At 61.4% G+C, this 19,421-nt stretch carries 24 protein-coding genes and 1 tRNA gene; 9 read left to right on the forward strand and 16 right to left on the reverse strand.

What is annotated here, in order from left to right; all coding sequences use genetic code 11:
• Positions 1-96 precede the first annotated feature (96 nt).
• A complete protein-coding gene (locus JAB8_RS10535; protein ID WP_070289464.1) occupies positions 97-1,035 on the forward strand; it encodes a type II secretion system F family protein in 939 nt (312 codons plus the stop codon).
• Positions 1,036-1,048: 13 nt separating this feature from the next.
• Positions 1,049-2,119: a LytR C-terminal domain-containing protein gene (locus JAB8_RS10540; protein ID WP_070289465.1), complete on the forward strand. Its 1,071-nt coding sequence runs from the start codon at positions 1,049-1,051 to the stop codon at positions 2,117-2,119.
• A gap of 70 nt (positions 2,120-2,189) precedes the next feature.
• Here the strand turns inward: JAB8_RS10540 and JAB8_RS10545 are convergent, their stop codons facing one another.
• Entirely contained in the window at positions 2,190-3,176 is a 987-nt protein-coding gene (locus JAB8_RS10545; RefSeq protein WP_070289466.1) for an EDSAP-1 family PEP-CTERM protein, read from the reverse strand.
• A gap of 199 nt (positions 3,177-3,375) precedes the next feature.
• Positions 3,376-3,750 carry a hypothetical protein gene (locus JAB8_RS10550; RefSeq protein WP_070289467.1) on the reverse strand — a complete coding sequence of 125 codons (375 nt, stop codon included), beginning with the start codon at positions 3,748-3,750 and terminating at the stop codon, positions 3,376-3,378.
• Between the two features lie 150 nt (positions 3,751-3,900).
• Here JAB8_RS10550 and JAB8_RS10555 point away from each other — a divergent pair, with 150 nt between their 5' ends.
• Positions 3,901-4,212 carry a hypothetical protein gene (locus JAB8_RS10555; protein ID WP_070289468.1) on the forward strand — a complete coding sequence of 104 codons (312 nt, stop codon included), beginning with the start codon at positions 3,901-3,903 and terminating at the stop codon, positions 4,210-4,212.
• Positions 4,213-4,227: 15 nt separating this feature from the next.
• On the opposite strand, the gene JAB8_RS10560 is transcribed toward JAB8_RS10555, so the two are convergent.
• From JAB8_RS10560 to JAB8_RS10570, 3 genes are all read right to left on the reverse strand, one after another.
• Positions 4,228-4,434 (reverse strand): dodecin, encoded by a 207-nt coding sequence (locus JAB8_RS10560; RefSeq protein WP_034753599.1) that lies wholly within the window; start codon positions 4,432-4,434, stop codon positions 4,228-4,230.
• Positions 4,435-4,568: 134 nt separating this feature from the next.
• A complete protein-coding gene (locus tag JAB8_RS10565; protein WP_083287656.1) occupies positions 4,569-5,777 on the reverse strand; it encodes a hypothetical protein in 1,209 nt (402 codons plus the stop codon).
• Positions 5,778-5,791: 14 nt separating this feature from the next.
• The gene (locus tag JAB8_RS10570; protein ID WP_070289469.1) at positions 5,792-7,672 is read right to left on the reverse strand and encodes a methyl-accepting chemotaxis protein; all 1,881 of its coding nucleotides are present in this window, start codon (positions 7,670-7,672) and stop codon (positions 5,792-5,794) included.
• A gap of 80 nt (positions 7,673-7,752) precedes the next feature.
• Here JAB8_RS10570 and JAB8_RS29025 point away from each other — a divergent pair, with 80 nt between their 5' ends.
• Positions 7,753-8,016 carry a hypothetical protein gene (locus JAB8_RS29025; RefSeq protein WP_139143007.1) on the forward strand — a complete coding sequence of 88 codons (264 nt, stop codon included), beginning with the start codon at positions 7,753-7,755 and terminating at the stop codon, positions 8,014-8,016.
• 86 nt (positions 8,017-8,102) lie between these two features.
• Here the strand turns inward: JAB8_RS29025 and JAB8_RS10575 are convergent.
• From JAB8_RS10575 to petA, 6 genes are all read right to left on the reverse strand, one after another.
• Positions 8,103-8,178: transfer RNA gene (locus JAB8_RS10575), tRNA-Thr, on the reverse strand.
• 26 nt (positions 8,179-8,204) lie between these two features.
• Complete coding sequence (locus tag JAB8_RS10580) at positions 8,205-8,717, reverse strand: ClpXP protease specificity-enhancing factor (protein ID WP_070289470.1); 513 nt, start codon at positions 8,715-8,717, stop codon at positions 8,205-8,207.
• A 105-nt stretch (positions 8,718-8,822) separates the two neighbouring features.
• Positions 8,823-9,434: a glutathione S-transferase N-terminal domain-containing protein gene (locus JAB8_RS10585; protein WP_010394154.1), complete on the reverse strand. Its 612-nt coding sequence runs from the start codon at positions 9,432-9,434 to the stop codon at positions 8,823-8,825.
• 120 nt (positions 9,435-9,554) lie between these two features.
• On the reverse strand, positions 9,555-10,319 hold the full coding sequence (locus JAB8_RS10590; RefSeq protein ID WP_070223750.1) for a cytochrome c1: 765 nt from the start codon (positions 10,317-10,319) through the stop codon (positions 9,555-9,557).
• A 36-nt stretch (positions 10,320-10,355) separates the two neighbouring features.
• Positions 10,356-11,768 (reverse strand): cytochrome bc complex cytochrome b subunit, encoded by a 1,413-nt coding sequence (locus tag JAB8_RS10595; RefSeq protein WP_070223764.1) that lies wholly within the window; start codon positions 11,766-11,768, stop codon positions 10,356-10,358.
• Positions 11,769-11,770: 2 nt separating this feature from the next.
• Positions 11,771-12,379, reverse strand: coding sequence for a ubiquinol-cytochrome c reductase iron-sulfur subunit (gene petA, locus JAB8_RS10600; RefSeq protein ID WP_070289471.1), 609 nt, complete (start codon positions 12,377-12,379; stop codon positions 11,771-11,773).
• 412 nt (positions 12,380-12,791) lie between these two features.
• Here petA and mscL point away from each other — a divergent pair, with 412 nt between their 5' ends.
• The 4 genes from mscL to JAB8_RS10620 are packed head-to-tail and all read left to right on the forward strand — an operon-like array spanning position 12,792 to position 15,517.
• Positions 12,792-13,241 (forward strand): large conductance mechanosensitive channel protein MscL, encoded by a 450-nt coding sequence (mscL, locus tag JAB8_RS10605; RefSeq protein ID WP_070223752.1) that lies wholly within the window; start codon positions 12,792-12,794, stop codon positions 13,239-13,241.
• A gap of 41 nt (positions 13,242-13,282) precedes the next feature.
• The gene (locus tag JAB8_RS10610) at positions 13,283-14,443 is read left to right on the forward strand and encodes a Do family serine endopeptidase (RefSeq protein ID WP_071650259.1); all 1,161 of its coding nucleotides are present in this window, start codon (positions 13,283-13,285) and stop codon (positions 14,441-14,443) included.
• 21 nt (positions 14,444-14,464) lie between these two features.
• On the forward strand, positions 14,465-15,157 hold the full coding sequence (locus JAB8_RS10615; RefSeq protein ID WP_070289472.1) for a DUF2461 domain-containing protein: 693 nt from the start codon (positions 14,465-14,467) through the stop codon (positions 15,155-15,157).
• A 15-nt stretch (positions 15,158-15,172) separates the two neighbouring features.
• Complete coding sequence (locus JAB8_RS10620) at positions 15,173-15,517, forward strand: cupin domain-containing protein (protein WP_227742087.1); 345 nt, start codon at positions 15,173-15,175, stop codon at positions 15,515-15,517.
• Positions 15,518-15,534: 17 nt separating this feature from the next.
• On the opposite strand, the gene JAB8_RS10625 is transcribed toward JAB8_RS10620, so the two are convergent.
• The 5 genes from JAB8_RS10625 to JAB8_RS10645 all read right to left on the reverse strand — a co-directional run bounded on the left by JAB8_RS10625 (position 15,535) and on the right by JAB8_RS10645 (position 18,532).
• Positions 15,535-16,575 carry an NAD(P)H-dependent glycerol-3-phosphate dehydrogenase gene (locus tag JAB8_RS10625; RefSeq protein WP_070289473.1) on the reverse strand — a complete coding sequence of 347 codons (1,041 nt, stop codon included), beginning with the start codon at positions 16,573-16,575 and terminating at the stop codon, positions 15,535-15,537.
• Positions 16,576-16,643: 68 nt separating this feature from the next.
• Positions 16,644-17,105, reverse strand: a complete 462-nt coding sequence (locus tag JAB8_RS10630) for an SH3 domain-containing protein (RefSeq protein ID WP_070289474.1) — start codon at positions 17,103-17,105, stop codon at positions 16,644-16,646.
• 82 nt (positions 17,106-17,187) lie between these two features.
• Positions 17,188-17,661, reverse strand: a complete 474-nt coding sequence (gene secB / locus JAB8_RS10635; protein WP_010394167.1) for a protein-export chaperone SecB — start codon at positions 17,659-17,661, stop codon at positions 17,188-17,190.
• Positions 17,662-17,821: 160 nt separating this feature from the next.
• On the reverse strand, positions 17,822-18,088 hold the full coding sequence (gene grxC / locus JAB8_RS10640) for a glutaredoxin 3 (protein WP_070220900.1): 267 nt from the start codon (positions 18,086-18,088) through the stop codon (positions 17,822-17,824).
• Positions 18,089-18,115: 27 nt separating this feature from the next.
• Positions 18,116-18,532: a rhodanese-like domain-containing protein gene (locus tag JAB8_RS10645; protein ID WP_046681994.1), complete on the reverse strand. Its 417-nt coding sequence runs from the start codon at positions 18,530-18,532 to the stop codon at positions 18,116-18,118.
• Positions 18,533-18,638: 106 nt separating this feature from the next.
• Between JAB8_RS10645 and gpmA the strand changes: the two genes are divergently transcribed.
• A complete protein-coding gene (gpmA, locus tag JAB8_RS10650; RefSeq protein ID WP_070289475.1) occupies positions 18,639-19,385 on the forward strand; it encodes a 2,3-diphosphoglycerate-dependent phosphoglycerate mutase in 747 nt (248 codons plus the stop codon).
• Positions 19,386-19,421: the final 36 nt, after the last annotated feature.

Here is a 19,421-nt window from a genome sequence, read left to right on the forward strand (position 1 = left end):
TGGCGTTGTTGCGTCGCCTCGCCGTACGCCCGTACTGTCTTCGGCGACGCGCCTAGCCCTGAACGTTTTTTCAGTCGATCAGAGGAGGAATACTTCATGACCGGTGCACAACTGCTGTTCTTGTTGATCGTCTTTGCCGTGGTGGTGGCGCTGGCCCTGCTGGCGTGGCTGATCTTCTTTCCCGGTACCTTGCGCCAGCGTCTGTTCGGCGCCACGGCGTCGGCCGCCAGCGAGGCGGTGGCCGATACTGGCTGGGTCGAGCGGGTGGTGCGTGTGGCGCAGCCGTTCAGCAAGCTGTCGCTGCCGGAAGAGGGCTGGGAACGCTCGCCGCTGCGCACGCGTTTCATGAACGCGGGCTGGCGCCAGGCGAGCGCGCCGGCCCTGTACTTTGCGGCGAAAAGCGTGCTGGCCCTGCTGTTTCCCACCGTGCTGGGCCTGTATGCGGCCAGCGCCATGGCGGCGCAGCTGCGCAGCGTGCTGCTGTTGCTGCTGTGCGTCAGCGCCACCATCGGCTATTACCTGCCCAACCTGGTGCTGGCCAGTACGGCCAAGCGGCGCCAGCGCGACATTTTCGAAAACATCCCCGATGCGCTCGACTTGCTGACCGTGTGCGTGGAAGCGGGCCTGAGCCTGGAGCGCGCGCTGGTAAAGGTGTCGGGCGAGATCCACATCAAAAGCGTGGTACTGGCGCAGGAATTGCAACTGGTGCTGATGGAAATGCGCGCCGGTTTTTCCAAGGAAAAGGCGCTGCGCAACCTGGCCTTGCGCAGCGGCGTGGAAGACGTCGATACCCTGGTCGCCATGCTGATCCAGTCGGAACGCTTCGGCACCAGCATGGGCGATTCGCTGCGCGTGCATTCGGAAAATCTGCGCGGCAAGCGCAGCCTGCTGGCCGAGGAGGCGGCGGCGAAGATCGCGTTAAAGCTGCTGTTCCCGCTGATTTTTTGCGTCTTTCCCACCCTGATGCTGGTGCTGATGGGGCCGGCCGTGATCGAAGTCTATCGCGTGCTCGTGCCGGCCATGGCCAGCCGCTGAAAGGAGTCTCACCATGCGCTTGACGATATCCCGCCTGGCCGCCGCCTGCGCCTGTCTGGGCCTGGCCGCCTGTACCACGCAGCTGGCCCATGCACCGGCGCCGCAGTGGCCTGACGCCGATGCCGCCTATGCGGCGGGGCGCCAGCATGTCGAGCGGGGCGACCTGCCCGCGGCGCAGGCGGCCTATGAACAAGCCCTGCGCCATGCGCCGCGCCACGTGAACGCGCGCAACGGACTGGCCGTGCTGCACGCGCAGCGGGGCGAGCATGACGCGGCGATCGCCCATTGGCTGGCCTTGACGCAGGAGGCGGGTACACGGCAGCCGCAGCAGGCCTATCTGTTCAGCAATCTCGGCCACGCCTATTATTTAAGCGGCCGCGACGCGCAAGCCTTGCCCGTGCTGGAACAGGCGTGTCTGCTCGATCCGCTCAATGCGCTGGCCTGGCAGCACCTGGCGCAGGTACTGGAACGGCTGGGACAGCACGAGCGCGCCGCCGTCATGCGGCGCCAGGCGGCCAGCTTGCAGGAACACGATGTGCGGCGCGATCTGGCCTTGTTGCGCGGCGAGGCGCCGCCGCAGGGCGTGCCCGCGCCGGTGCCCGATGCGCCCGCCATGGCGCGCGTGGAGATCACGCAGAGCGATGGCATGGCCCGCCTGAGACGCGTGCCGGCGGCGGTGCGCAGCCTGACCGTTAGCCCATTGGTGCCGGCTGCGCCTGTGACTGGCACGCCGCGTCCGCGCCTGGAAATTGTCAACGGCAACGGCGTGCCGGGCCTGGCCGCCGCGCTGGCGCGCAGTCTGGCCGGTGCGCCCGTGCAGGTGGTGCGCCTGGCCAATGAAGCCAGCTTCCAGGTGGCGCGCACGCGCGTCGAATACCGGCCCGCGCAGGAACAGGCGGCGCGCCAGCTGGCCCGCCAGCTGGGAACGCAGGTGCAGACCCAGGTGCAGACCCAGGCCGCCGACTGTCCCGCCAGCGAGCTGCGCCTGGTACTGGGGCGCGACTTGAGCGACCCCGCCATGCTGCACCGCTATTATCTGCAGCAATTGCAGCTGGCGCGCCAGGCGCTGGCACGGCTCGGTTAACACGCATCGGCTGGCATAAAAAAACGCGGCGCCTTTTGCGGGCGCCGCGTGCTTTTGAGCGTGCCAGTGCTTATTTAGCCTGGCGGCGGCGCGTAAAGGCGAGGGCGGCCAATCCCGTCCCCAGCAGGAACAGGGTGCCTGGCTCCGGCACTTGCAAGGGATCGATGACGACGATGTCGGTGCGCGTGGACTTGGAAAAATTCAAGGTGTAGCTGCCGGCGGGCAGGGCGAAATTCGAGGTCAGGGAAAACATCGCGAAGCCATTCGTGAAGGCGCGCCCGGTGGCCGGGTCGTTGGTGCCGGCCGTCATGTTCAGGCTGAACGGGTCCAGGCTGCCGACCGTATGGTTGCCATTGATGTCGCTGCCATTGCTGGCATCGCCATCAGGCGCGAACTGGAAGATCACGCCGTCGGCATTCGCATGCGACAGGCAGCCGACGGGACTGGCGGCATTGCACGAGATATTGAAGATATCCATGATCGACACGTTCGACTTGTCGCCCATGGTCGTCACGCTGGTGCGCAGGTCGCGTCGGCCCATGAAGCTGAAGGTGATGAAGCCGGCGCTCGACAGGGTCAGGTTGACGGAGCCGGTCAGCGTGTCGCCGGCCGTGGAGGACGCCGCCCCCACCGTGTTGCGCTGCGCTTCTGACACGGCGCTGACGGTGGAGCCGGCGGCAGTGAGCATATTGCCGAAGGAATGCGCATCGCCGCGCGCGAACTCCAGTGCAGCGGTGGGCGCGTAGTGGTTTTGCGGCGAGGCGCTGCAGCCGGTGCCGGAGCACACTTGCAGCACGTCGGCGTTGGCAGCCGGACCCGTATTGACGGCGCGCGGATTGACGGCCACGCCGCCCTGGAAAAAGGCGCTGTCGCTGGCATTGCGGTTGGCGCCAGCCAGCGACAGCGCGCCAGCGCTGGTGGTGATACGGAAATTGTTCAACTCGTTGACGGCCAGGCCGTACGCACCTGCCTGCGCCTGACCACTGGCCAGCAGACTTGCCGCCGCCAGTGCGCCCAGCCAACCCAGGGTCTTGTTTCGTGTGTGATCGACGTTCATCGCAGCCTCTTATCGTAGTCAGTCTCGGGAAATCCGGGGGAGAAAGAATCCAGAATGTCCAGAATGACTTGTCTGAATTCATCTCGTAGACAGTGATAAGCAGCTTGTATGCCACACAAAAAAAGCACATGGAATCAAGTGCTTGCGTAAAGCAGACTGAGCCGGTGGAAGCAAAGTGTAAGAAAGGCCGACGCCGCTTTCAGGTGCCCCGGTGATAACCCAGGTGGCCACCCGAATTGCGCGCGCAGCCGCAGCCGATGCGCGCCACTTCCTCGCCTTCCGTCAATTTCCAGTTGGTAATCGTCGTGTGCTGCCAGTCGATGTCGCTTTTCTTGACAGGCTTCACCGTCAACGTGCGGGCGGCCGCATCCGTGTACTCCATCAGCTCTTCGTCGTCGGCGATGTCGAAATGGCGGTGGATCAGGGAAATGCCGAAGCGGTCGAGCGCGCCATAGCGCTGCAGCACGTCGCGCAGTTCGCGAAAACACGCCAGGTCGTCGGGCAGCAGCGGATCGACGGCGGAAATATCGGCGACGGGCTGCCATTGCATGGCGTGGATGTTCAGGCTGTGCATGATGTTCTCCTGTGCCCCTTGTCGCTAGCCCAGGCTGCCGGAGGGGCGCCGGCACGCCTGGCGAAATGCTCATCGTGGCCGCAACGCCGTTGCGGCGCTTGCGCCAGATCAAAGGTGCGGCACATCATGGCTTGCCCGGTAAAATAGGCCATGGCAAACAAAACCCCCACTTTCCCCGGCGCACGCACGGGCCGCGGCCAGGTCCTGGCCGTGCTGCTGTCGAACCGCGACCAGTCCGGCGCCGAACCGCTGCAAGGCCGCGTCTCGCTGGCCGCCATCGTGAAAGCGCTGAAACGCAAATACCACTGGCCGATTGAAACGCACAGCTTCCCCGCGAATACGCAGGACGGCCGCGCCAGCTGGGCGACCGTCTACAGCTTGCCGGAAAAGGTTATCGAGGCCGCGCTGGAGGCCGGCGGCCGGGAGTGGCTGGAGAGCCGGGCAGTAGCCGGGCGGCGGTGAATGCGCCGCAGTACGCTATTCGAGCCGGAAGCCGACCTTCAGCGTGACCTGGAAGTGCGCCACCTTGCCATCGACGATATGCCCGCGCGATTCCGTCACTTCATACCAGTCCATGTGCTTGACCGTCAGCGCCGCCTTGGCAATGGCATCGCGTATCGCCTGATCGCTGCTCTCGGTCGACGTGCCGACCAGTTCGATCAGCTTGTAAGTGTGTGCGGACATGATATTTCCCCAGGTAGGCAAGCCAGACATCGGGAGCCTGCATTGCGCAGGCACGTGCTCATCTTGCGCCTAAACGTGCTGATAGTCATTGCGCGGTGCAGCATGCCATCGGCCATGTCAGCAAGATTGCCCGCTCAGAAATAGTATCCAGCCTGTAAATTGATCCTGCGCGTGTAGCCGTCATGCTGGACGGAGGTCGACGCCAACCCCCCTGTGTCCGGCGACAGATACGGATGGTGCTTGCCCAGCATGAAGTCGGCATAGAACACCCATTTCCCGGAAGAAAAGCTCAATCCGCTAACATTCTGCACCGAACTTTTGTAGTTGCCGACACGTTTGCGCAGGATGCTGTAGTCGTTATACAGCTTGAATCCGCCAAGCGGTCCCAGCGTGCCAGGGATGTCGTAGCTGAGGTTGGCGATATAGATATCGCCCTTGGCCGCCACCGGGTAGGGATAACCGAATGCGCCCAGGATGACGAAGCTGTTTGGGTCGAGCCCGCCGTAGGTCTGGGTCACACCGTGGCTGGTGCCATAGCTGTAGCGCAAAGCTTCCAGCATGACAATCCATGGCCCCATGCCGCCCCGGTAGTGCAGCGCCACCGCATTGCGCCGGGTATCGCGCCCTTCGCTGCGGGTCGCGTTACGTATCGTTCCCGTCAATGCGGACAAGCCAACTTCATGCTGGCCCGAGCTGCTGATGTGCGCAACGACGCGGCCCGTGAAGGTATTGCGTTCGTGGTCGCGCTGGCCGGTGGCAAACCCCTGCTGGTCGTCATCGGGCACGATATTGTACGAGTAGCGGTTCGAAGCCCCGGCTGTATTGCCGCCCCCGCCATAGGAGCCGCCGTCGCGCGGCAAGAAGCCCAGCTGCCACTCGATGGGGCCGGGCGGGCTGGCGTAGGTCACCCCGAGGTCGTATTTGTCCTCGAAACCGGTATAGAAGGCCATCGACTCGTAAAAATTATTCGAAGCGAACGGCTGCAGCCCGAACGGATTTTTCACCAGGCCCGCTTGCAAGATGCTCTTGTCGGTCAGGCGTACACCGACCCAGCCGTGGTGCAGGAAGTGCTGCCAATAGCCGCCCTGCCCCTTGGGATACCGGTTGTAGCGGTATTGCGCCGAGCCGATCAGTACGCCATCGTCAAAATTGACGTCCAGCCTCGCGGTATCCAGCCCGACGAAACCGTTCGGATAGGTGTCCTGCCAGCTCTTATGGACATAATTGAAGCGGATCGCGCCGCCGATGGTCAGGGGCGAACTGGCCACCTCATCGGCCGATACGGCATTGCACAGTAATAGCAACGCTCCCGCCAGGACGACACCACGATGGTTTGCAGACATGTTCATCTCCCTTGTTATTGCAGGCGCAGGGCGTCGCGCGACCCTGTTCGCGGCGCCCGCACCGGCGACGCCAAGGCAGCGCCGTCCATCTGCGGCAGCTTGAAGCCCGCGACCACCTCGGCCAGTGCGCTGGCCTGCTGCTGCAGCGATTGCGCGGCGGCGGCGGCCTGCTCGACGAGGGCGGCATTTTGCTGGGTGTTTTCGTCCATTTGCGTCACCGCCGTGCCCACTTCGGTGATGCCGCTGCTTTGTTCATGGCTGGCACTGCTGATCTGCTTGACGATGGCCGCGAGCTGGCCGATGCTGTCGACCACCTCGCCCATGGTCGCGCCCGCGCTTTCCACCAGCCGGCTGCCGGCGTCGACCTGCGTCACGGAGTCGCCGATCAGCGCCTTGATTTCCCTGGCCGCTTCGGCCGAGCGGCCGGCAAGCGAGCGCACTTCCGACGCCACGACAGCAAAACCGCGGCCCATTTCGCCGGCCCGCGCCGCTTCCACGGCGGCATTGAGGGCGAGGATATTGGTCTGGAAGGCGATGCCGTCAATGGTGCTGATGATGTCGACGATCTTGCGCGAGGCGATATTGATGTCGCCCATGGTCCGCACCACCTGTTGCACCACCTCGCCGCCACGTCCGGCCACCTGCGTGGCGCTGGCGGCTAGCTGGTCAGCCTGCATGGCGTTTTCGGCGTTCTGCTGGACAGTTGCCATCAGTTGCTCCATGGCGGCCGAGGTTTCTTCCAGGGCACTGGCTTGCGACTCGGTGCGCGACGACAGGTCATTGTTGCCAGAGGCAATCTCGCCCGATGCGGTGCGCACCGTATCGGACGCTTCGCGGATTTGTCGCAGCACAGCGGCGATCTTGTCGGCGAAACGGTTGAAGGCATTGGCAATTTGCGTCAGTTCGTCGCGGCCGGACGTATCCATGCGTCGCGTCAGGTCACCCTCCCCCGAAGCAATGTCTTCCAGCGCGTCGCGCACCAGTATCATGCGGTGCAGCTGGCGGCTGACGAACAGCGACATCAAACCGCCGGCAGCCAGCAGGCACAGCACCGTGAGCACGACCGTCACCCGCAGCATCGTCCTCAGCGACGCGGTAGCCAGGTCGCGGTCGACAGCAGTCAGCAGTATCCATGGCGTCCCCTCGACCTTGGCGGCATACACCATCTGCGGGGCGCCATCGATCATCACTTCGGCATGCGCATTGCCCGCGACCAGGCGCGCCAGCAGCGCGGCATCGAGGCCGGCTGCCAGGTCGGTGACCGGCTTGAGCGTCAATTCCTTGCGCGCATGCGCCAGTATAGTGTTGTTCGTGCCATCGACCAGCAAGGCAAAACTCTTTTCCGTGGGATGGATGGCGTTGACTTTTCTGACCACCGAGGTCAGCTTCGCGTCAGCACTGACCACGCCTGCGAGCGCACCGCCAGCCTGCGCGAAAACGGGTTCCACGAAGCTCACATATAGTTCCCCGGTACCGGCATCGGCATAAGGGGACGTGATGGCGGGGCCACCTGTCGACGCCGCCAACTTGTACCAGGGGCGCGCCGTGCCATCGAAGTCCGGTGGCACCGTCCATCCGCTGTAGTGAGCACGCTTGTCGCTCAAGGCAAAGCCTACCGAATCCAATGCTCCGGCCTGCCGTGCAGTATCGAGTGCGGGTTGCGGATCCGGCTGGGCCACCGCCACCTTCAATGCGCCTGCAATGCGCTGCTTGTCCTGTACCCACTCGGTCAACTCGCGCGCATACAGGCGCGTGACATCGTTGATCTGCTTGTCCAGCGAAGAGAGGACATTGGCACGCACGCTCACGAAGGTCACAGTCGAGAGGAGAACCAGCGCCACCGCGACGATGGCAATGGCGATACCGATAAGGCGCGCACGCAGAGTGTGGAACATGGCAACTCCAAAATGGAAAAGGGACGCATCGAACAGGAAAAGTCCACGTTTTCGTGCGAGCACGAAGCCTGGATTCAGCTATGCCGGCAATAAACATAGTTAAACTCAGTGCAGGCTATTGCGTCAAGTCAACTAGTTTCATCTCATGGCAACTATCACAAGAATGTGGTAAAAATGAAAGCTCCACTTTCTTGCCGGCAGCCATTTTCCGTATGGAAGCGCGCCGTGGCAGTTCGGTGGCTTCCGCTTTTCTGGATCTGCCGCGTCAACGTAGCGATGTTCCGGCAACACTGTGCTGTTGTGGTGAAGGTGAAATGGAGAAAGGTGTGGTGGAACCACCGTGAATTGTCCCGCCAGTGCTTCATCCGGAATAGAAAAGAAAAAGGGCTACCAGCGGAAGCGGGTAACCCTTTGATTTACTGCTGAATTCTGGTGCCGACTGCCGGTTTCGAACTGGCCACCTGATGATTACAAATCAACTGCTCTACCAAATGAGCTAAGTCGGCAAAAACTGCGCGTTGCGAATTATACGCTATTTAATGCGTGTCAGGGTCGGGCGGCCGCCTTTTTTTGGCGGCTCGTCGTCGCCGGGCGTGGCGTTGTCGCGTTGTTCGGGGGAGCTGGCCGGCACGGACGACAGGGTCGGGCCGCTGGTAGCAGGGGCGAGCACGGGCGGCGGGACGTCGGCGGAGGCGGGGCTGTCCGTCGGTTGCGCGTCGGGGTCATCGTTGCCCAGCACGGGCTCGAAGGCCATGCCCTGGCCGTTTTCGTTGGCGTAGATGGCCATTACATTGTCGACCGGCACGTAGATTTCGCGCGAGACGCCGCCAAAGCGGGCGTGGAAGCGGATGGCGTCGTTGTCCATCTTCAGGCCGCTGGTGGCGCCGAAGCTGATGTTGAGCACGATTTCGCCCTTTTTTACGTATTCCATCGGTACCGTGGTGCGCGAATCGACTTTGACCGCGAGATAAGGCGTGTAGCCGCTGTCGGTGCACCACTCGTAGATGGCGCGCAGCATATAAGGTTTGGTTGAGATTTCAGACATGGTAGGCACTGTGAGGCGGGAGCGCCCCCGTCAGCATGAGGCGGGCGCACCGGTAATTCAAAAGACGCAGATATCCCGGCAGGCGCGGCCTGCCGGGATTATCTTTTAGCGGCGCATGACTTTTTCGGATGGCGTCAGTGCTTCGATGTAGGCAGGACGCGAGAAGATGCGTTCGGCGTATTTCATCAGCGGTGCAGCCGTCTTCGACAGTTCGATGCCGTAGTGGTCCAGGCGCCACAGCAGCGGCGCGACAGCCACGTCGAGCATCGAGAATTCGTCGCCCAGCATGTACTTGTTTTTCAGGAACAGCGGCGCCAGGGTCGTCAGGCGGTCGCGGATTTCCGCGCGTGCCTTGTCGTGGGCCTTGTCGTTGCTCTTGGCGCGTTCGCTTTCCAGCACGTGCACGTGCACGAACAGTTCTTTCTCGAAATTGAACAGCATCAGGCGCGCGCGGGCACGCATCAGCGGATCGGCCGGCATCAGCTGCGGATGCGGGAAGCGCTCATCGATGTACTCGTTGATGATGTTCGATTCATACAGGATCAGTTCGCGCTCGACCAGGATGGGCACCTGGCCATACGGATTCATGGTCGAGATGTCTTCCGGTTTGTTGAACAGGTCGACGTCGCGCACTTCGAAGTCCATGCCTTTTTCAAACAGGACCAGGCGGCAGCGTTGCGAAAATGGGCAGGTTGTACCCGAATAGAGAACCATCATTTTTTATAGTTCCTTAGAAACAAAGGGGGTGAAGCCGCGAACGGCTCACCCCAGGTCGCTTGTCCACTCATGCGGACAACGCAGAAACAGGCATAAACCGGCCTAAGGCCGGCGCCTCACTTATTTGACTTCCTTCCAGAACGACGCGTTAAGGCGCCATGCCAGCAGAGCAAAGACCGACAGGAACAGCAGTACCCAAACGCCCAGGCGCTTGCGTGTCTGCTGTGCCGGTTCGGCCATCCACTCCATGTAGCCGACCAGGTCGGCTACCGCATTGTCGTACTCGATCTTGTTCAACGTACCTGGCTTGACCTGCTCGAAGCCGGTAAATTTGTGGATCTTCTTGCCAGCTTCGTGCGGATCGTTCTCTTCCACGAACTTGGCAGTCTGGACACCTTGCAATTCCCATAATACATGCGGCATGGCAACATTCGGCACGACCATATTGTTCCAGCCGGTCGGACGAGTGTCGTCTTTATAGAACGTACGCAGGTAAGTATACAGGTAGTCGCCGCCTGTGCCAGCGGAAGATGATTTCGCGCGCGAAATTACCGACAAATCCGGCGGTACGACGCCAAAGAAGGCCTTGGCGTCCTGCGGCGCCAGGCTGGTCGTCATCAAGTCGCCGACTTTATCGCCGGAGAACAACAGATTCTGCTTGATCTGGTCTTCCGTCAAGCCCAGGTCGCGCAGGCGGTTGTAGCGCATCGACACGGCGGCGTGGCAATTCAAGCAATAATTGACGAACAATTTGGCGCCATGTTGCAGCGCTGCCATGTTGGTCTGGCGGTCAGGCGCCTTGTCCAGCGGAAAGCCGCCTTCGCTGGCGAGAGCCATGGCGGGCACGAGTGCCAGGATGGCGAGCAGTTTTTTTGCAATCTTCATATGATGTATGTCCTTTGAGCGTGGCGTGAGAGCGGCTTAGTGCGGGTGAAACGTCACACGCGACGGCACGGTCTTGAACTTGCCCATGGCACTCCACCATGGCATCAGCAGGAAGAAGCTGAAGTAAATCAGGGTGCACACTTGCGACACGATGGTTCTGAAGTCCGTTGGCGGCTGGGTACCGAGGTAGCCGAGGATCAGGAACGACAGGCCGAAGATGGCGTACACATATTTGTGCCAGTTCGGACGGTAGCGGATCGATTTCACGGGCGAATGGTCGAGCCATGGCAGGAAGGCCAGGATCACGACGGAACCGCCGAAGAACACCACGCCCCAGAATTTCGCATCGAGCACCTGCGGCAGCATGCCGATGATGGCGACGATGGCGATGCCGGCGATGATGGACTTGACCGTCGTCGACAGGCGCGACTTGAGCCAGATGAACACCACGTAGGCGGCCACGGCACCCATCAGCACGTACATGAAGTCGGCCGTGGTGGCACGCAGCACCGAGTAGAACGGCGTGAAGTACCAGGTTGGCGCGATGTGCAGCGGGGTTTTCAGCGAGTCGCCCGGCAGGAAGTTGTTGTATTCCAGGAAGTAACCGCCCATTTCCGGCGCGAAGAAGACGACGGCGCTGAAAATGACGAGGAAGATCGAGACGCCGAACAGGTCGTGCACGGTGTAGTAGGGATGCGAAGGGATCGAATCGACGGGGTGGCCATCGGCGCCCAGGTTTTCCTTCACTTCGATGCCGTCGGGATTGCTCGAGCCGACTTCATGCAGGGCGATCAAGTGCGCTGCAACCAAGCCCAGCAGTACCAGCGGGATGGCGATCACGTGGAAGGCGAAGAAGCGGTTCAGGGTGGCGTCGGACACCACGTAGTCGCCGCGGATCCACAACGACAGGTCAGGGCCGATGAACGGGATGGCGCCGAACAGGTTGACGATCACTTGCGCGCCCCAGTACGACATCTGGCCCCATGGCAGCAGGTAGCCGAAGAACGCTTCGGCCATCAGGCACAGGAAGATGGCGAAACCGAACAGCCAGATCAGTTCACGTGGCTTGCGGTACGAACCGTACAGCAGGCCGCGCGTCATGTGCAGGTAGACGATGATGAAGAAGGCCGAGGCGCCCGTCGAATGCATGTAGCGCACCAGCCAGCCCCACGGCACTTCGCGCATGATGTACTCGACGGAATTGAAGGCCAGGGCCGCATCCGGTTTGTAGTGCATGGTCAGGAAGATGCCGGTGACGATCTGCAAGACCAGCACCAGCATGGCCAGCGAGCCGAAGATGTACCAGAAATTGAAGTTTTTCGGGGCGTAGTACTTGCCCCATTGGTCATTCCACAGCTTGGTCAGGGGAAAGCGGTCATCGACCCAGCCCAGCGCTTTTTCGGCGGCGGGAGCGTCTGCCGGAAATTTCGTTTCTTTGAAAGCAGCCATGATCAAGCCTCGCCTTTCTCGTCTTTACCTATCAGCAATTTGGTGTCGCTCAGGTACATATGGCGCGGCACTTGCAGGTTGTCCGGCGCCGGCTTGTTCTTGAACACGCGGCCTGCCATGTCGAAGGTGGAGCCGTGGCAAGGGCAGAGGAAGCCGCCTTCCCAGTCATCGGGCAGCGATGGTTGCGGGCCGGGGGCAAATTTCGAGGAAGGGGAGCAGCCCAGATGGGTGCAGATGCCGACGGCGACGAGAATTTCAGGCTTGATCGAGCGCCATTCGTTCATGCAGTATTCCGGCGTGAATTCGGCGGGGTTGCGCTGGGAATTGGCGTCGGCGACTTTGCCGTCGGTCTTTTTCAGCGACGCGACCATTTCCGGCGTGCGCTTGAGGATCCAGACCGGCTTGCCGCGCCATTCGACGGTGCGCATTTCGCCGGGTTGCAAGGTGGTGATGTCTACTTCGACCGGCGCGCCAGCCGCTTTCGCGCGCTCCGACGGCTGGAAGGTGCTTACCAAGGCTCCCGCGGTTGCCAATCCAACTACACTGCCCGCCGCGCACGTGGCGACGAGCAAGCCGCGACGGCCTGAATCGACCTGCTTTTCGTTACTCATGCAAACCCCAATCAGTCAAAATGCGAATCTTTATTATGAGTGGCAGCCGCGAAAAACCCGTCGCCGAAGCTCTATCCCACTGATTGCCGCAACCCGCATCTTTGTACGGTAAAGTGGCAACATCCCTGCGGAACTTCGGACTATGGCGCAGCCCGTGCCAGTTTCTTGTTGATTATCCGGAAGTGAAAAAGCCACTTCTGGCAACCGCAAATTATAAGTGAAGCAAACAACGAATCAAACAAAAACGTTGCTTGTACCATAATTTATATACTTTTGCAGGAGGTGGCTAGTTCTTTCGAACTAGATGCGCGCGGCTGTGCACGAATTGGTCCTGCCGGCAACCACAAGTTGGTATCCCCAGGAATCAATAGTATGATCGGCATGTTTTTATATCTATCCGAAGGAGAAATTCATGGCAATGATGAAGGAATTTAAAGAATTTGCAATGAAAGGCAACGTCGTCGATCTGGCGGTCGGTGTCATTATCGGCGGCGCCTTCGGCAAGATTGTCGATTCCTTGGTGCAAGACGTGATCATGCCGCCTATCGGCCGTATTTTCGGCGGCCTCGATTTCGCCAATTACTATCTGCCCCTGAATGGCCAGGCGACGACGATGACCCTGGTGGAGGCGAAAAAAGCGGGCGCCGTGCTGGCCTACGGTAACTTCCTCACCATTTTGCTCAACTTCATCATTCTTGCCTTTATCATCTTCCAGATGGTGCGCCTGATGAACAAGGCCCGCCGCAGCGAACCGGTCGCGCCGGCCCCGGCACCGGCCACGCCGGAAGACATCGTGCTGCTGCGTGAAATCCGCGACTCCCTGCAGCAGAACGCACGCAACAGCAACAATCTGGCAAAATAAGCCGTTCCGGCACCGGCCGGCTGACCTGGGCAGAGAACTGTATGCGACGATTCTGGTTATTGTTTGCGCAAACCGTGACGATCGCGTTGGCGCTGTACTTTGTGTACGGCGCGCTGCGCCCGGCCAGCCGGGTACAGCAGCTGGGCTCTCCCGCCAAGCCGGTGCCCGTGGTGGAAACGGCGTCGAGCAGCCTGGCGCCCGGCTCCTACCGCGACGCGGCGGCGCGCGCCATGCCCGCCGTCGTCAACATCCTCACCCTGCAAGTGCCCAAGCGCGGCGCCCATCCGCTGGCGCGCGATCCCTTCTTTAAACGTTTCTTCGGCGACCGCGACCCGGACGGCGAGGATGACGAGGACTTGAAAAACAGCCTCGGCTCGGGCGTCATCGTCAGCCATGAAGGCTATGTGCTGACCAACAACCACGTGGTCGAAGGCGCCGACGAAATCGAAGTGGTGCTCACCGACGGCCGCAAGGCGCCCGCCAAGGTGGTGGGCCTGGACCCGGAAACGGACCTGGCCGTGATCAAGATCAACCTCGACAAGCTGCCCGTCATCGTGCTGGGCCAGTCGGAACTGGCGCGCGTGGGCGACGTGGTGCTGGCCATCGGCAACCCCTTCGGCGTGGGCCAGACGGTGACCATGGGCATCATTTCCGCCCTGGGCCGCAACAACCTGCACATCAACAGCTTTGAAAACTTCATCCAGACGGATGCGGCGATTAACTTCGGCAACTCGGGCGGCGCCCTGGTCGATACGCGCGGCAATCTGATCGGCATCAATACGGCGATTTACTCGCAAAGCGGCGGTTCCGTCGGCATCGGCTTCGCCATTCCCGTCTCGACGGCCAAGACGGTGATGGAAGCCATCATCAAGGATGGCCACGTGGTGCGCGGCTGGATCGGCGTGGAAACGCAGGACATCACGCCCGAGCTGGCGCAAAGCTTCAACCTGCAGCGCACCAGCGGCGCCATCATCGCCGGCGTGGTGCGCAACGGCCCGGCCGACAAGGCGGGCATCGTGCCCGGCGACATCCTGCTGACGGTGCAAGGCAAGCCTGTCGGCGACACGACGGAAATGCTCAACCTGATCGCCCAACTGCCGCCCGGCGAAAAAGCTAAAATGACGGTGCTGCGCAAGAATCGCGAAGCGGCACTCGACGTGATGGTGGGCAAGCGCCCTATCCCGAAAGAGCTTTCCAAATAGTTGCTGATCGGAATTTGACACATGCATGTGCGTGATTTGACCCAATTTTTACGTGAACTGAGCGACAACAACAACCGTCCTTGGTTTGTCATGAACAAGCCCCGCTACGACATCCTGCGCGAGGAATTCCTTGCGCTGGTGACGTCGCTGATCGGCGAGCTGGGCAAGTTCGATCCGGCCGTGAAATACTGCAATCCGAAGAAGGCCTTGTTCCGCATTAACCGCGACGTGCGTTTCGCGCACGACAAGAGCCCGTATAAAACGCGCTTTTCGGCCGCCATCGCGCCGAACGACATGCGCCGTCCCAGCAAGGCGGGCGGTCCCACGTATTATCTGCAGATCGATGGACAGGGCAATCTGCTGTTCGGCGCCGGCGAATACATGCCGCCGCCGGGCCGCCTGAAGGCGCTGCGCGAGCACATGGTCAACGACGCGCCAGGTTTTTCCAAAGTGCTGAAAAATAAGCGTTTGAAGGCCCGTTTCGGCACGATCCAGAACGAGGGCAAGCTGCAGCGCCCGCCCAAGGGCTTTGAGGCGGATGCCGAACATATCGAATTCATCAAGCTGAAGAGCTTTTTTGTCTGGACCGAAGTGCCGCTGCCCGTCAATGAACCCGAGAAACTGCTGCCGACCCTGGCGGAAGGCTTGAAGGATGCGTGGCCGCTGGTCGAGTGGATGCGCGGCGCGAAAGAGCCGGAGGAAGTCACCGAGTAATTGCTGAAGGAGCACATGATGGCACTGGAGCACGCAAGTTCAGGACAGGTGATCGAGGTGCTGCGCAGGGATGGCGACGACCTGTCGCAGTTTTCCGCCATCGCGCTGGCCAGGACGGACGAACTGGAATTGATCCGCATGTGCATGCCCAAGGGCAAGACCATGCCCGAGCATCATGTCCTCGGTGAAATCACCTTGCTTTGCCTGCAAGGGCAGGTGGCGGTGACGGCGCATGGCGGGGAGCACCTGCTGGGGCCGGGGCAGATGCTGTACCTGCTCGGCGGCCAGGCGCACGCGCTGGAAGCGCGTGAAGACAGTCTATTATTGCTGACCATACTCATGCACAAGGCGGGGCGCTAGGCGCGCCCGGTTTATTCTCAGGCCGCCTCGGCGCGCGGATCGCGCGACAGCAACTGCTGCACCATCACGTGCGGCAAATCGCCATCGAACAGCACGCCGGCCACCGCATTTGTGATCGGCATGTCGACGCCCATGCGGCGCGCCAGTTCGCGTACGGCCTTGGCGCACGGCACGCCTTCGGCCACGTGACCGAGTTCGGCCACGATGGTATCGAGGGCTTTGCCTTGCGCCAGGCCCAGGCCGACCCGGCGGTTGCGCGACAGGTCGCCCGTGCAGGTGAGAATCAAGTCGCCTATGCCCGTCAAGCCCATGAACGTTTCCGCCTGACCACCCAGGGCCGTGCCCAGGCGCGTGATTTCCGCCAGCCCACGCGTGATCAGCGCGGCGCGCGCATTCAAACCCAGGCCCAGGCCGTCGGCCACGCCCGTGGCAATCGCCAGCACGTTCTTGACGGCGCCGCCCACTTCCACGCCTACCAGGTCTTCGCTCGCATACACGCGGATGGTGCCGCCGTGCAAGGCCGAGACGACGGCGCCGCGCAAGGTGGCGCTGTGCGAGGCGATGGTCAGCGCGCATGGCAAGCCGCGCGCCACTTCCTGCGCGAACGAGGGACCGGACAGGGCGCCGCCGGGGATATTGTCGCCCAGCACTTCCTGCACGATCTGGTGCGGCAGCAAGCCCGTGCCGCCTTCAAACCCCTTGCATAGCCACACCAGGCTGCCGATGGCCTTGTCTTTCAGCTGATGCAGCATGGGCCGCAAGCCCGCCACGGGGCAGGCGGCGATCAAGAGGCCATGTTCGCCGTCGGCATGCGCGACGGCGGCGTCGAAATCGGCGCTGATGCGCAGTTGCGGCGGCAAAGGGAAGCCCGGTAAATAACTGTTTTCGCCGCTGGCGGCCATGGCGGACATGGCCTCGCCGTTGCGGCCCCACAGCAGCACGTCGTGGCGGCCGGCCAGGGCCATGGCCACGGCCGTGCCCCAGGCGCCGGCGCCGAGGATGGTGATCTTGCGGGGCAGGGCCTTGGCGGCGGGAGATGTATCTGTAGAAACTTGCATGCAACCTCAGTGGGGCGGAAGAAACGGGTGCGGCGCCCGGGCCGGTCGCCCGGTGCGCAGGGCGGGCCTTACAGGCCCCACACTTCGCTGGTCTTGACGTAGCCGCTCTGGCCATCCTTGTGGCGCACCTTGACCCAGCCGGAGCTCGGTTGCTCGCTCATTTCCAGCAGCACGCCCTTGTCGACGAGGATGATGGCGGAGGCGGTGTCGTCGGGGCTGGCGCGTACCTTGAGGTTCGCGGCGCGCGCCACGACGTTGCGCTTGGCGGACAAGCCCTTGGCTTCCGTCCAGGCCATTTCGCCGCTGGCGTCGCGCACCTTGACCCAGTCGCCGTAGCTGAGCACGACTTCCAGCGGCATGCCGCGCGGCGCCACGTACAGCTTGCCGCCCTTGCTGGACGGCGCGTCATACAGGATCACGGGGTTGGCTCCCACCGTCTTGAAATCGACGGCGTGGCTGGCGGCGGTCGCCAGCAACAGTACGGCGCCGGCCATCCAGCGGAACTTGCTCAAGAGCGCACTTTTCAACATGATATTTTGAACCTTAACGAAACACGGCGGCCAGGCCGCCGTGTCAGGCCAGCCTTGACGGCCGGCGGGGTCTTGCAAGAGCTTAGTGCGTTTCGCTGGCTGCTGGTGCTGCTGCAGCGGCGTCAGCAATAGCTTGCAGACGTTGTTGGTAGAACACTTCGAAGTTGATCTCGGCCAAGTGCACTGGCGGGAAGCCGGCACGGGTGATCACGTCGGCGATGTTGGCGCGCAGGTAAGGGTAGATGATGTTCGGGCAGCCGATTCCCAGCAGCGGATCGAGTTGATCGGCAGGAATATTGCGTGCTTCGAAGATACCGGCTTGCTTGCCTTCGACCAGGAAAGCGACTTTATCGCCGACTTTGGCGGTGACGGTGATGGTCACGGTGGCTTCGAAGATGCCGTCGGCCAGAGGTGCAGCGCCCACGTCCAGAGCTACTTCGATCGCTGGCGCTTCTTGTTCCAGGAAAATAGCTGGGGAATTTGGTTGTTCCAGCGACATGTCTTTCAGGTAGACGCGTTGGATTTGGAAGACTGGTTGCAGGTTTTCGTCAGACATGGAACGCTTTCGTTGTAAAGGACAAGAACGGCACACCGTTCAAATATGGTGCTTGCGGTATTCAAACCGCGCCGGATAGGCGCGGCCAGATCAGGTGCGAGGGCAATTGTATCAAAACAATACGACAAAAAACCAAGCAATTTCTCGAACCCGCTTTATATCAGGCTGCCGTGCCATTTAACAAGGGGTCGAGCTTGCCAGCTTGATCGAGCGCATACAAATCGTCGAATCCGCCCACGTGGGTGTCGCCCACATAGATTTGCGGCACCGTGCGGCGGCCCGTGCGTTCCATCATCTTGATGCGCTCTTCCGGGTCGAGGTCGACGCGGATCTTTTGCACGGCGACGCCCTTGGCTTCCAACAGGCGCTCGGCGCGCACGCAATACGGGCACACGGCGGTGCTATACACAATTACGGGGACGGTCATGATGATTCCTTCTAGTTAAATGCCGGCTTACTTCGCCAGCGACAGGGTTTTCAATGGCAAACCCTGCTTTTTCCATTCGTCGAGGCCGCCTTCCAGGCTTGTTGCCTCAGCGAAACCGGCTTTGCCCAGCAGGCCGACGGCGGTTGCCGAACGCGAACCTTTCTGGCAAACCACTACAATGGGGCGCGTTTTGAATTTTTCCAGCTCGCCCAGGCGTTTTGCCAGTTCCGGCAGCGGAATATTTTTTGCGTCAGGCAAGTGGCCTGTGGCGAATTCTTCCGCGCTGCGCACGTCGACGATGATGGTCTTGCCACGGTTGATCAGTTGCGTGACTTCCAGCACGGTCGCGCGCTTGCCGCGCATCGACAGCAGTGGCCAGAGGAGGGCGCCGCCGGAAATAATGACGATGGCAAACAGAAAAATGTGGTCGATAATGAATTTCACGTAGGGTCCAATGGTTTAAGTCAATCCGCGCATTATAAAATAGAAGCTGGACGAGGTCTTTTTACGTTTTGCTTTTTTGATTTGAACCCCTTGAGAAGATAGAACTATGTACAAAATCGTTTTCATGCGTCACGGCGAGTCCACCTGGAACCTCGATAACCGCTTTACCGGCTGGACCGACATCGATCTGACGGAAAAGGGCGTCAACGAAGCCAAGGCCGCCGGCCAGATCCTCAAGCAGGAAGGTTTTACGTTCGACGTGGCCTACACTTCCGTCCTGAAGCGCGCCATCCGCACCCTGTGGCTGGCGCTCGACGAGATGGACATGATGTATTTGCCGATCAAGAACGACTGGCGCTTGAACGAGCGTCACTACGGCGCCCTGCAAGGCCTGGACAAGGGCGAGACAGCTGCCAAGTATGGCGACGAGCAAGTACTGGTGTGGCGCCGCAGCTACGACACGCCGCCGCCGCCGCTGGAAGCGAACGACGACCGTGCCTCGTACAACGACCCGCGCTATGCCGGCTTGCCGAAAGCGGCTATCCCGCTGACCGAATGCCTGAAAGACACCGTGGCGCGCGTGATGCCGGCCTGGGATGAGGAAATCGCCCCGGCCATCCGCGCCGGCAAGAAAATCATCATTTCGGCCCACGGCAACAGCCTGCGCGCGCTGATCAAGATGCTCGATGGCATCAGCGACAGCGACATCGTCGGCCTGAACATCCCGAACGGCCAGCCGCTCGTGTATGAACTGGATGCCGACCTGAAACCGATCCGTCATTACTACCTGGGCGACCCGGCAGCGATTGCGGCAGCGCAAGCTGCCGTGGCGAACCAAGGGAAGGCCAAGTAACTTGTTGTCTTTCTTCCGCGGCACAGCGATCGCCCC

Origin of the sequence: Janthinobacterium sp. HH106 (assembly GCF_001758725.1) — a bacterium.
Taxonomy (GTDB): Bacteria; Pseudomonadota; Gammaproteobacteria; order Burkholderiales; family Burkholderiaceae_D; genus Janthinobacterium.

Excerpts from the sequence above, each read along its gene's own strand:
- JAB8_RS10535 (WP_070289464.1), top strand. The coding sequence starts at position 97 with ATGACCGGTGCACAACTGCTGTTCTTGTTGATCGTCTTTGCCGTGGTG.
- JAB8_RS10540 (WP_070289465.1), top strand. The coding sequence starts at position 1,049 with ATGCGCTTGACGATATCCCGCCTGGCCGCCGCCTGCGCCTGTCTGGGC.
- JAB8_RS10545 (WP_070289466.1), bottom strand. The coding sequence starts at position 3,176 with ATGAACGTCGATCACACACGAAACAAGACCCTGGGTTGGCTGGGCGCA.
- JAB8_RS10550 (WP_070289467.1), bottom strand. The coding sequence starts at position 3,750 with ATGCACAGCCTGAACATCCACGCCATGCAATGGCAGCCCGTCGCCGAT.
- JAB8_RS10555 (WP_070289468.1), top strand. The coding sequence starts at position 3,901 with ATGGCAAACAAAACCCCCACTTTCCCCGGCGCACGCACGGGCCGCGGC.
- JAB8_RS10560 (WP_034753599.1), bottom strand. The coding sequence starts at position 4,434 with ATGTCCGCACACACTTACAAGCTGATCGAACTGGTCGGCACGTCGACC.
- JAB8_RS10565 (WP_083287656.1), bottom strand. The coding sequence starts at position 5,777 with ATGTCTGCAAACCATCGTGGTGTCGTCCTGGCGGGAGCGTTGCTATTA.
- JAB8_RS10570 (WP_070289469.1), bottom strand. The coding sequence starts at position 7,672 with ATGTTCCACACTCTGCGTGCGCGCCTTATCGGTATCGCCATTGCCATC.
- JAB8_RS29025 (WP_139143007.1), top strand. The coding sequence starts at position 7,753 with ATGCCGGCAATAAACATAGTTAAACTCAGTGCAGGCTATTGCGTCAAG.
- JAB8_RS10580 (WP_070289470.1), bottom strand. The coding sequence starts at position 8,717 with ATGTCTGAAATCTCAACCAAACCTTATATGCTGCGCGCCATCTACGAG.
- JAB8_RS10585 (WP_010394154.1), bottom strand. The coding sequence starts at position 9,434 with ATGATGGTTCTCTATTCGGGTACAACCTGCCCATTTTCGCAACGCTGC.
- JAB8_RS10590 (WP_070223750.1), bottom strand. The coding sequence starts at position 10,319 with ATGAAGATTGCAAAAAAACTGCTCGCCATCCTGGCACTCGTGCCCGCC.
- JAB8_RS10595 (WP_070223764.1), bottom strand. The coding sequence starts at position 11,768 with ATGGCTGCTTTCAAAGAAACGAAATTTCCGGCAGACGCTCCCGCCGCC.
- petA (WP_070289471.1), bottom strand. The coding sequence starts at position 12,379 with ATGAGTAACGAAAAGCAGGTCGATTCAGGCCGTCGCGGCTTGCTCGTC.
- mscL (WP_070223752.1), top strand. The coding sequence starts at position 12,792 with ATGGCAATGATGAAGGAATTTAAAGAATTTGCAATGAAAGGCAACGTC.
- JAB8_RS10610 (WP_071650259.1), top strand. The coding sequence starts at position 13,283 with ATGCGACGATTCTGGTTATTGTTTGCGCAAACCGTGACGATCGCGTTG.
- JAB8_RS10615 (WP_070289472.1), top strand. The coding sequence starts at position 14,465 with ATGCATGTGCGTGATTTGACCCAATTTTTACGTGAACTGAGCGACAAC.
- JAB8_RS10620 (WP_227742087.1), top strand. The coding sequence starts at position 15,173 with ATGATGGCACTGGAGCACGCAAGTTCAGGACAGGTGATCGAGGTGCTG.
- JAB8_RS10625 (WP_070289473.1), bottom strand. The coding sequence starts at position 16,575 with ATGCAAGTTTCTACAGATACATCTCCCGCCGCCAAGGCCCTGCCCCGC.
- JAB8_RS10630 (WP_070289474.1), bottom strand. The coding sequence starts at position 17,105 with ATGTTGAAAAGTGCGCTCTTGAGCAAGTTCCGCTGGATGGCCGGCGCC.
- secB (WP_010394167.1), bottom strand. The coding sequence starts at position 17,661 with ATGTCTGACGAAAACCTGCAACCAGTCTTCCAAATCCAACGCGTCTAC.
- grxC (WP_070220900.1), bottom strand. The coding sequence starts at position 18,088 with ATGACCGTCCCCGTAATTGTGTATAGCACCGCCGTGTGCCCGTATTGC.
- gpmA (WP_070289475.1), top strand. The coding sequence starts at position 18,639 with ATGTACAAAATCGTTTTCATGCGTCACGGCGAGTCCACCTGGAACCTC.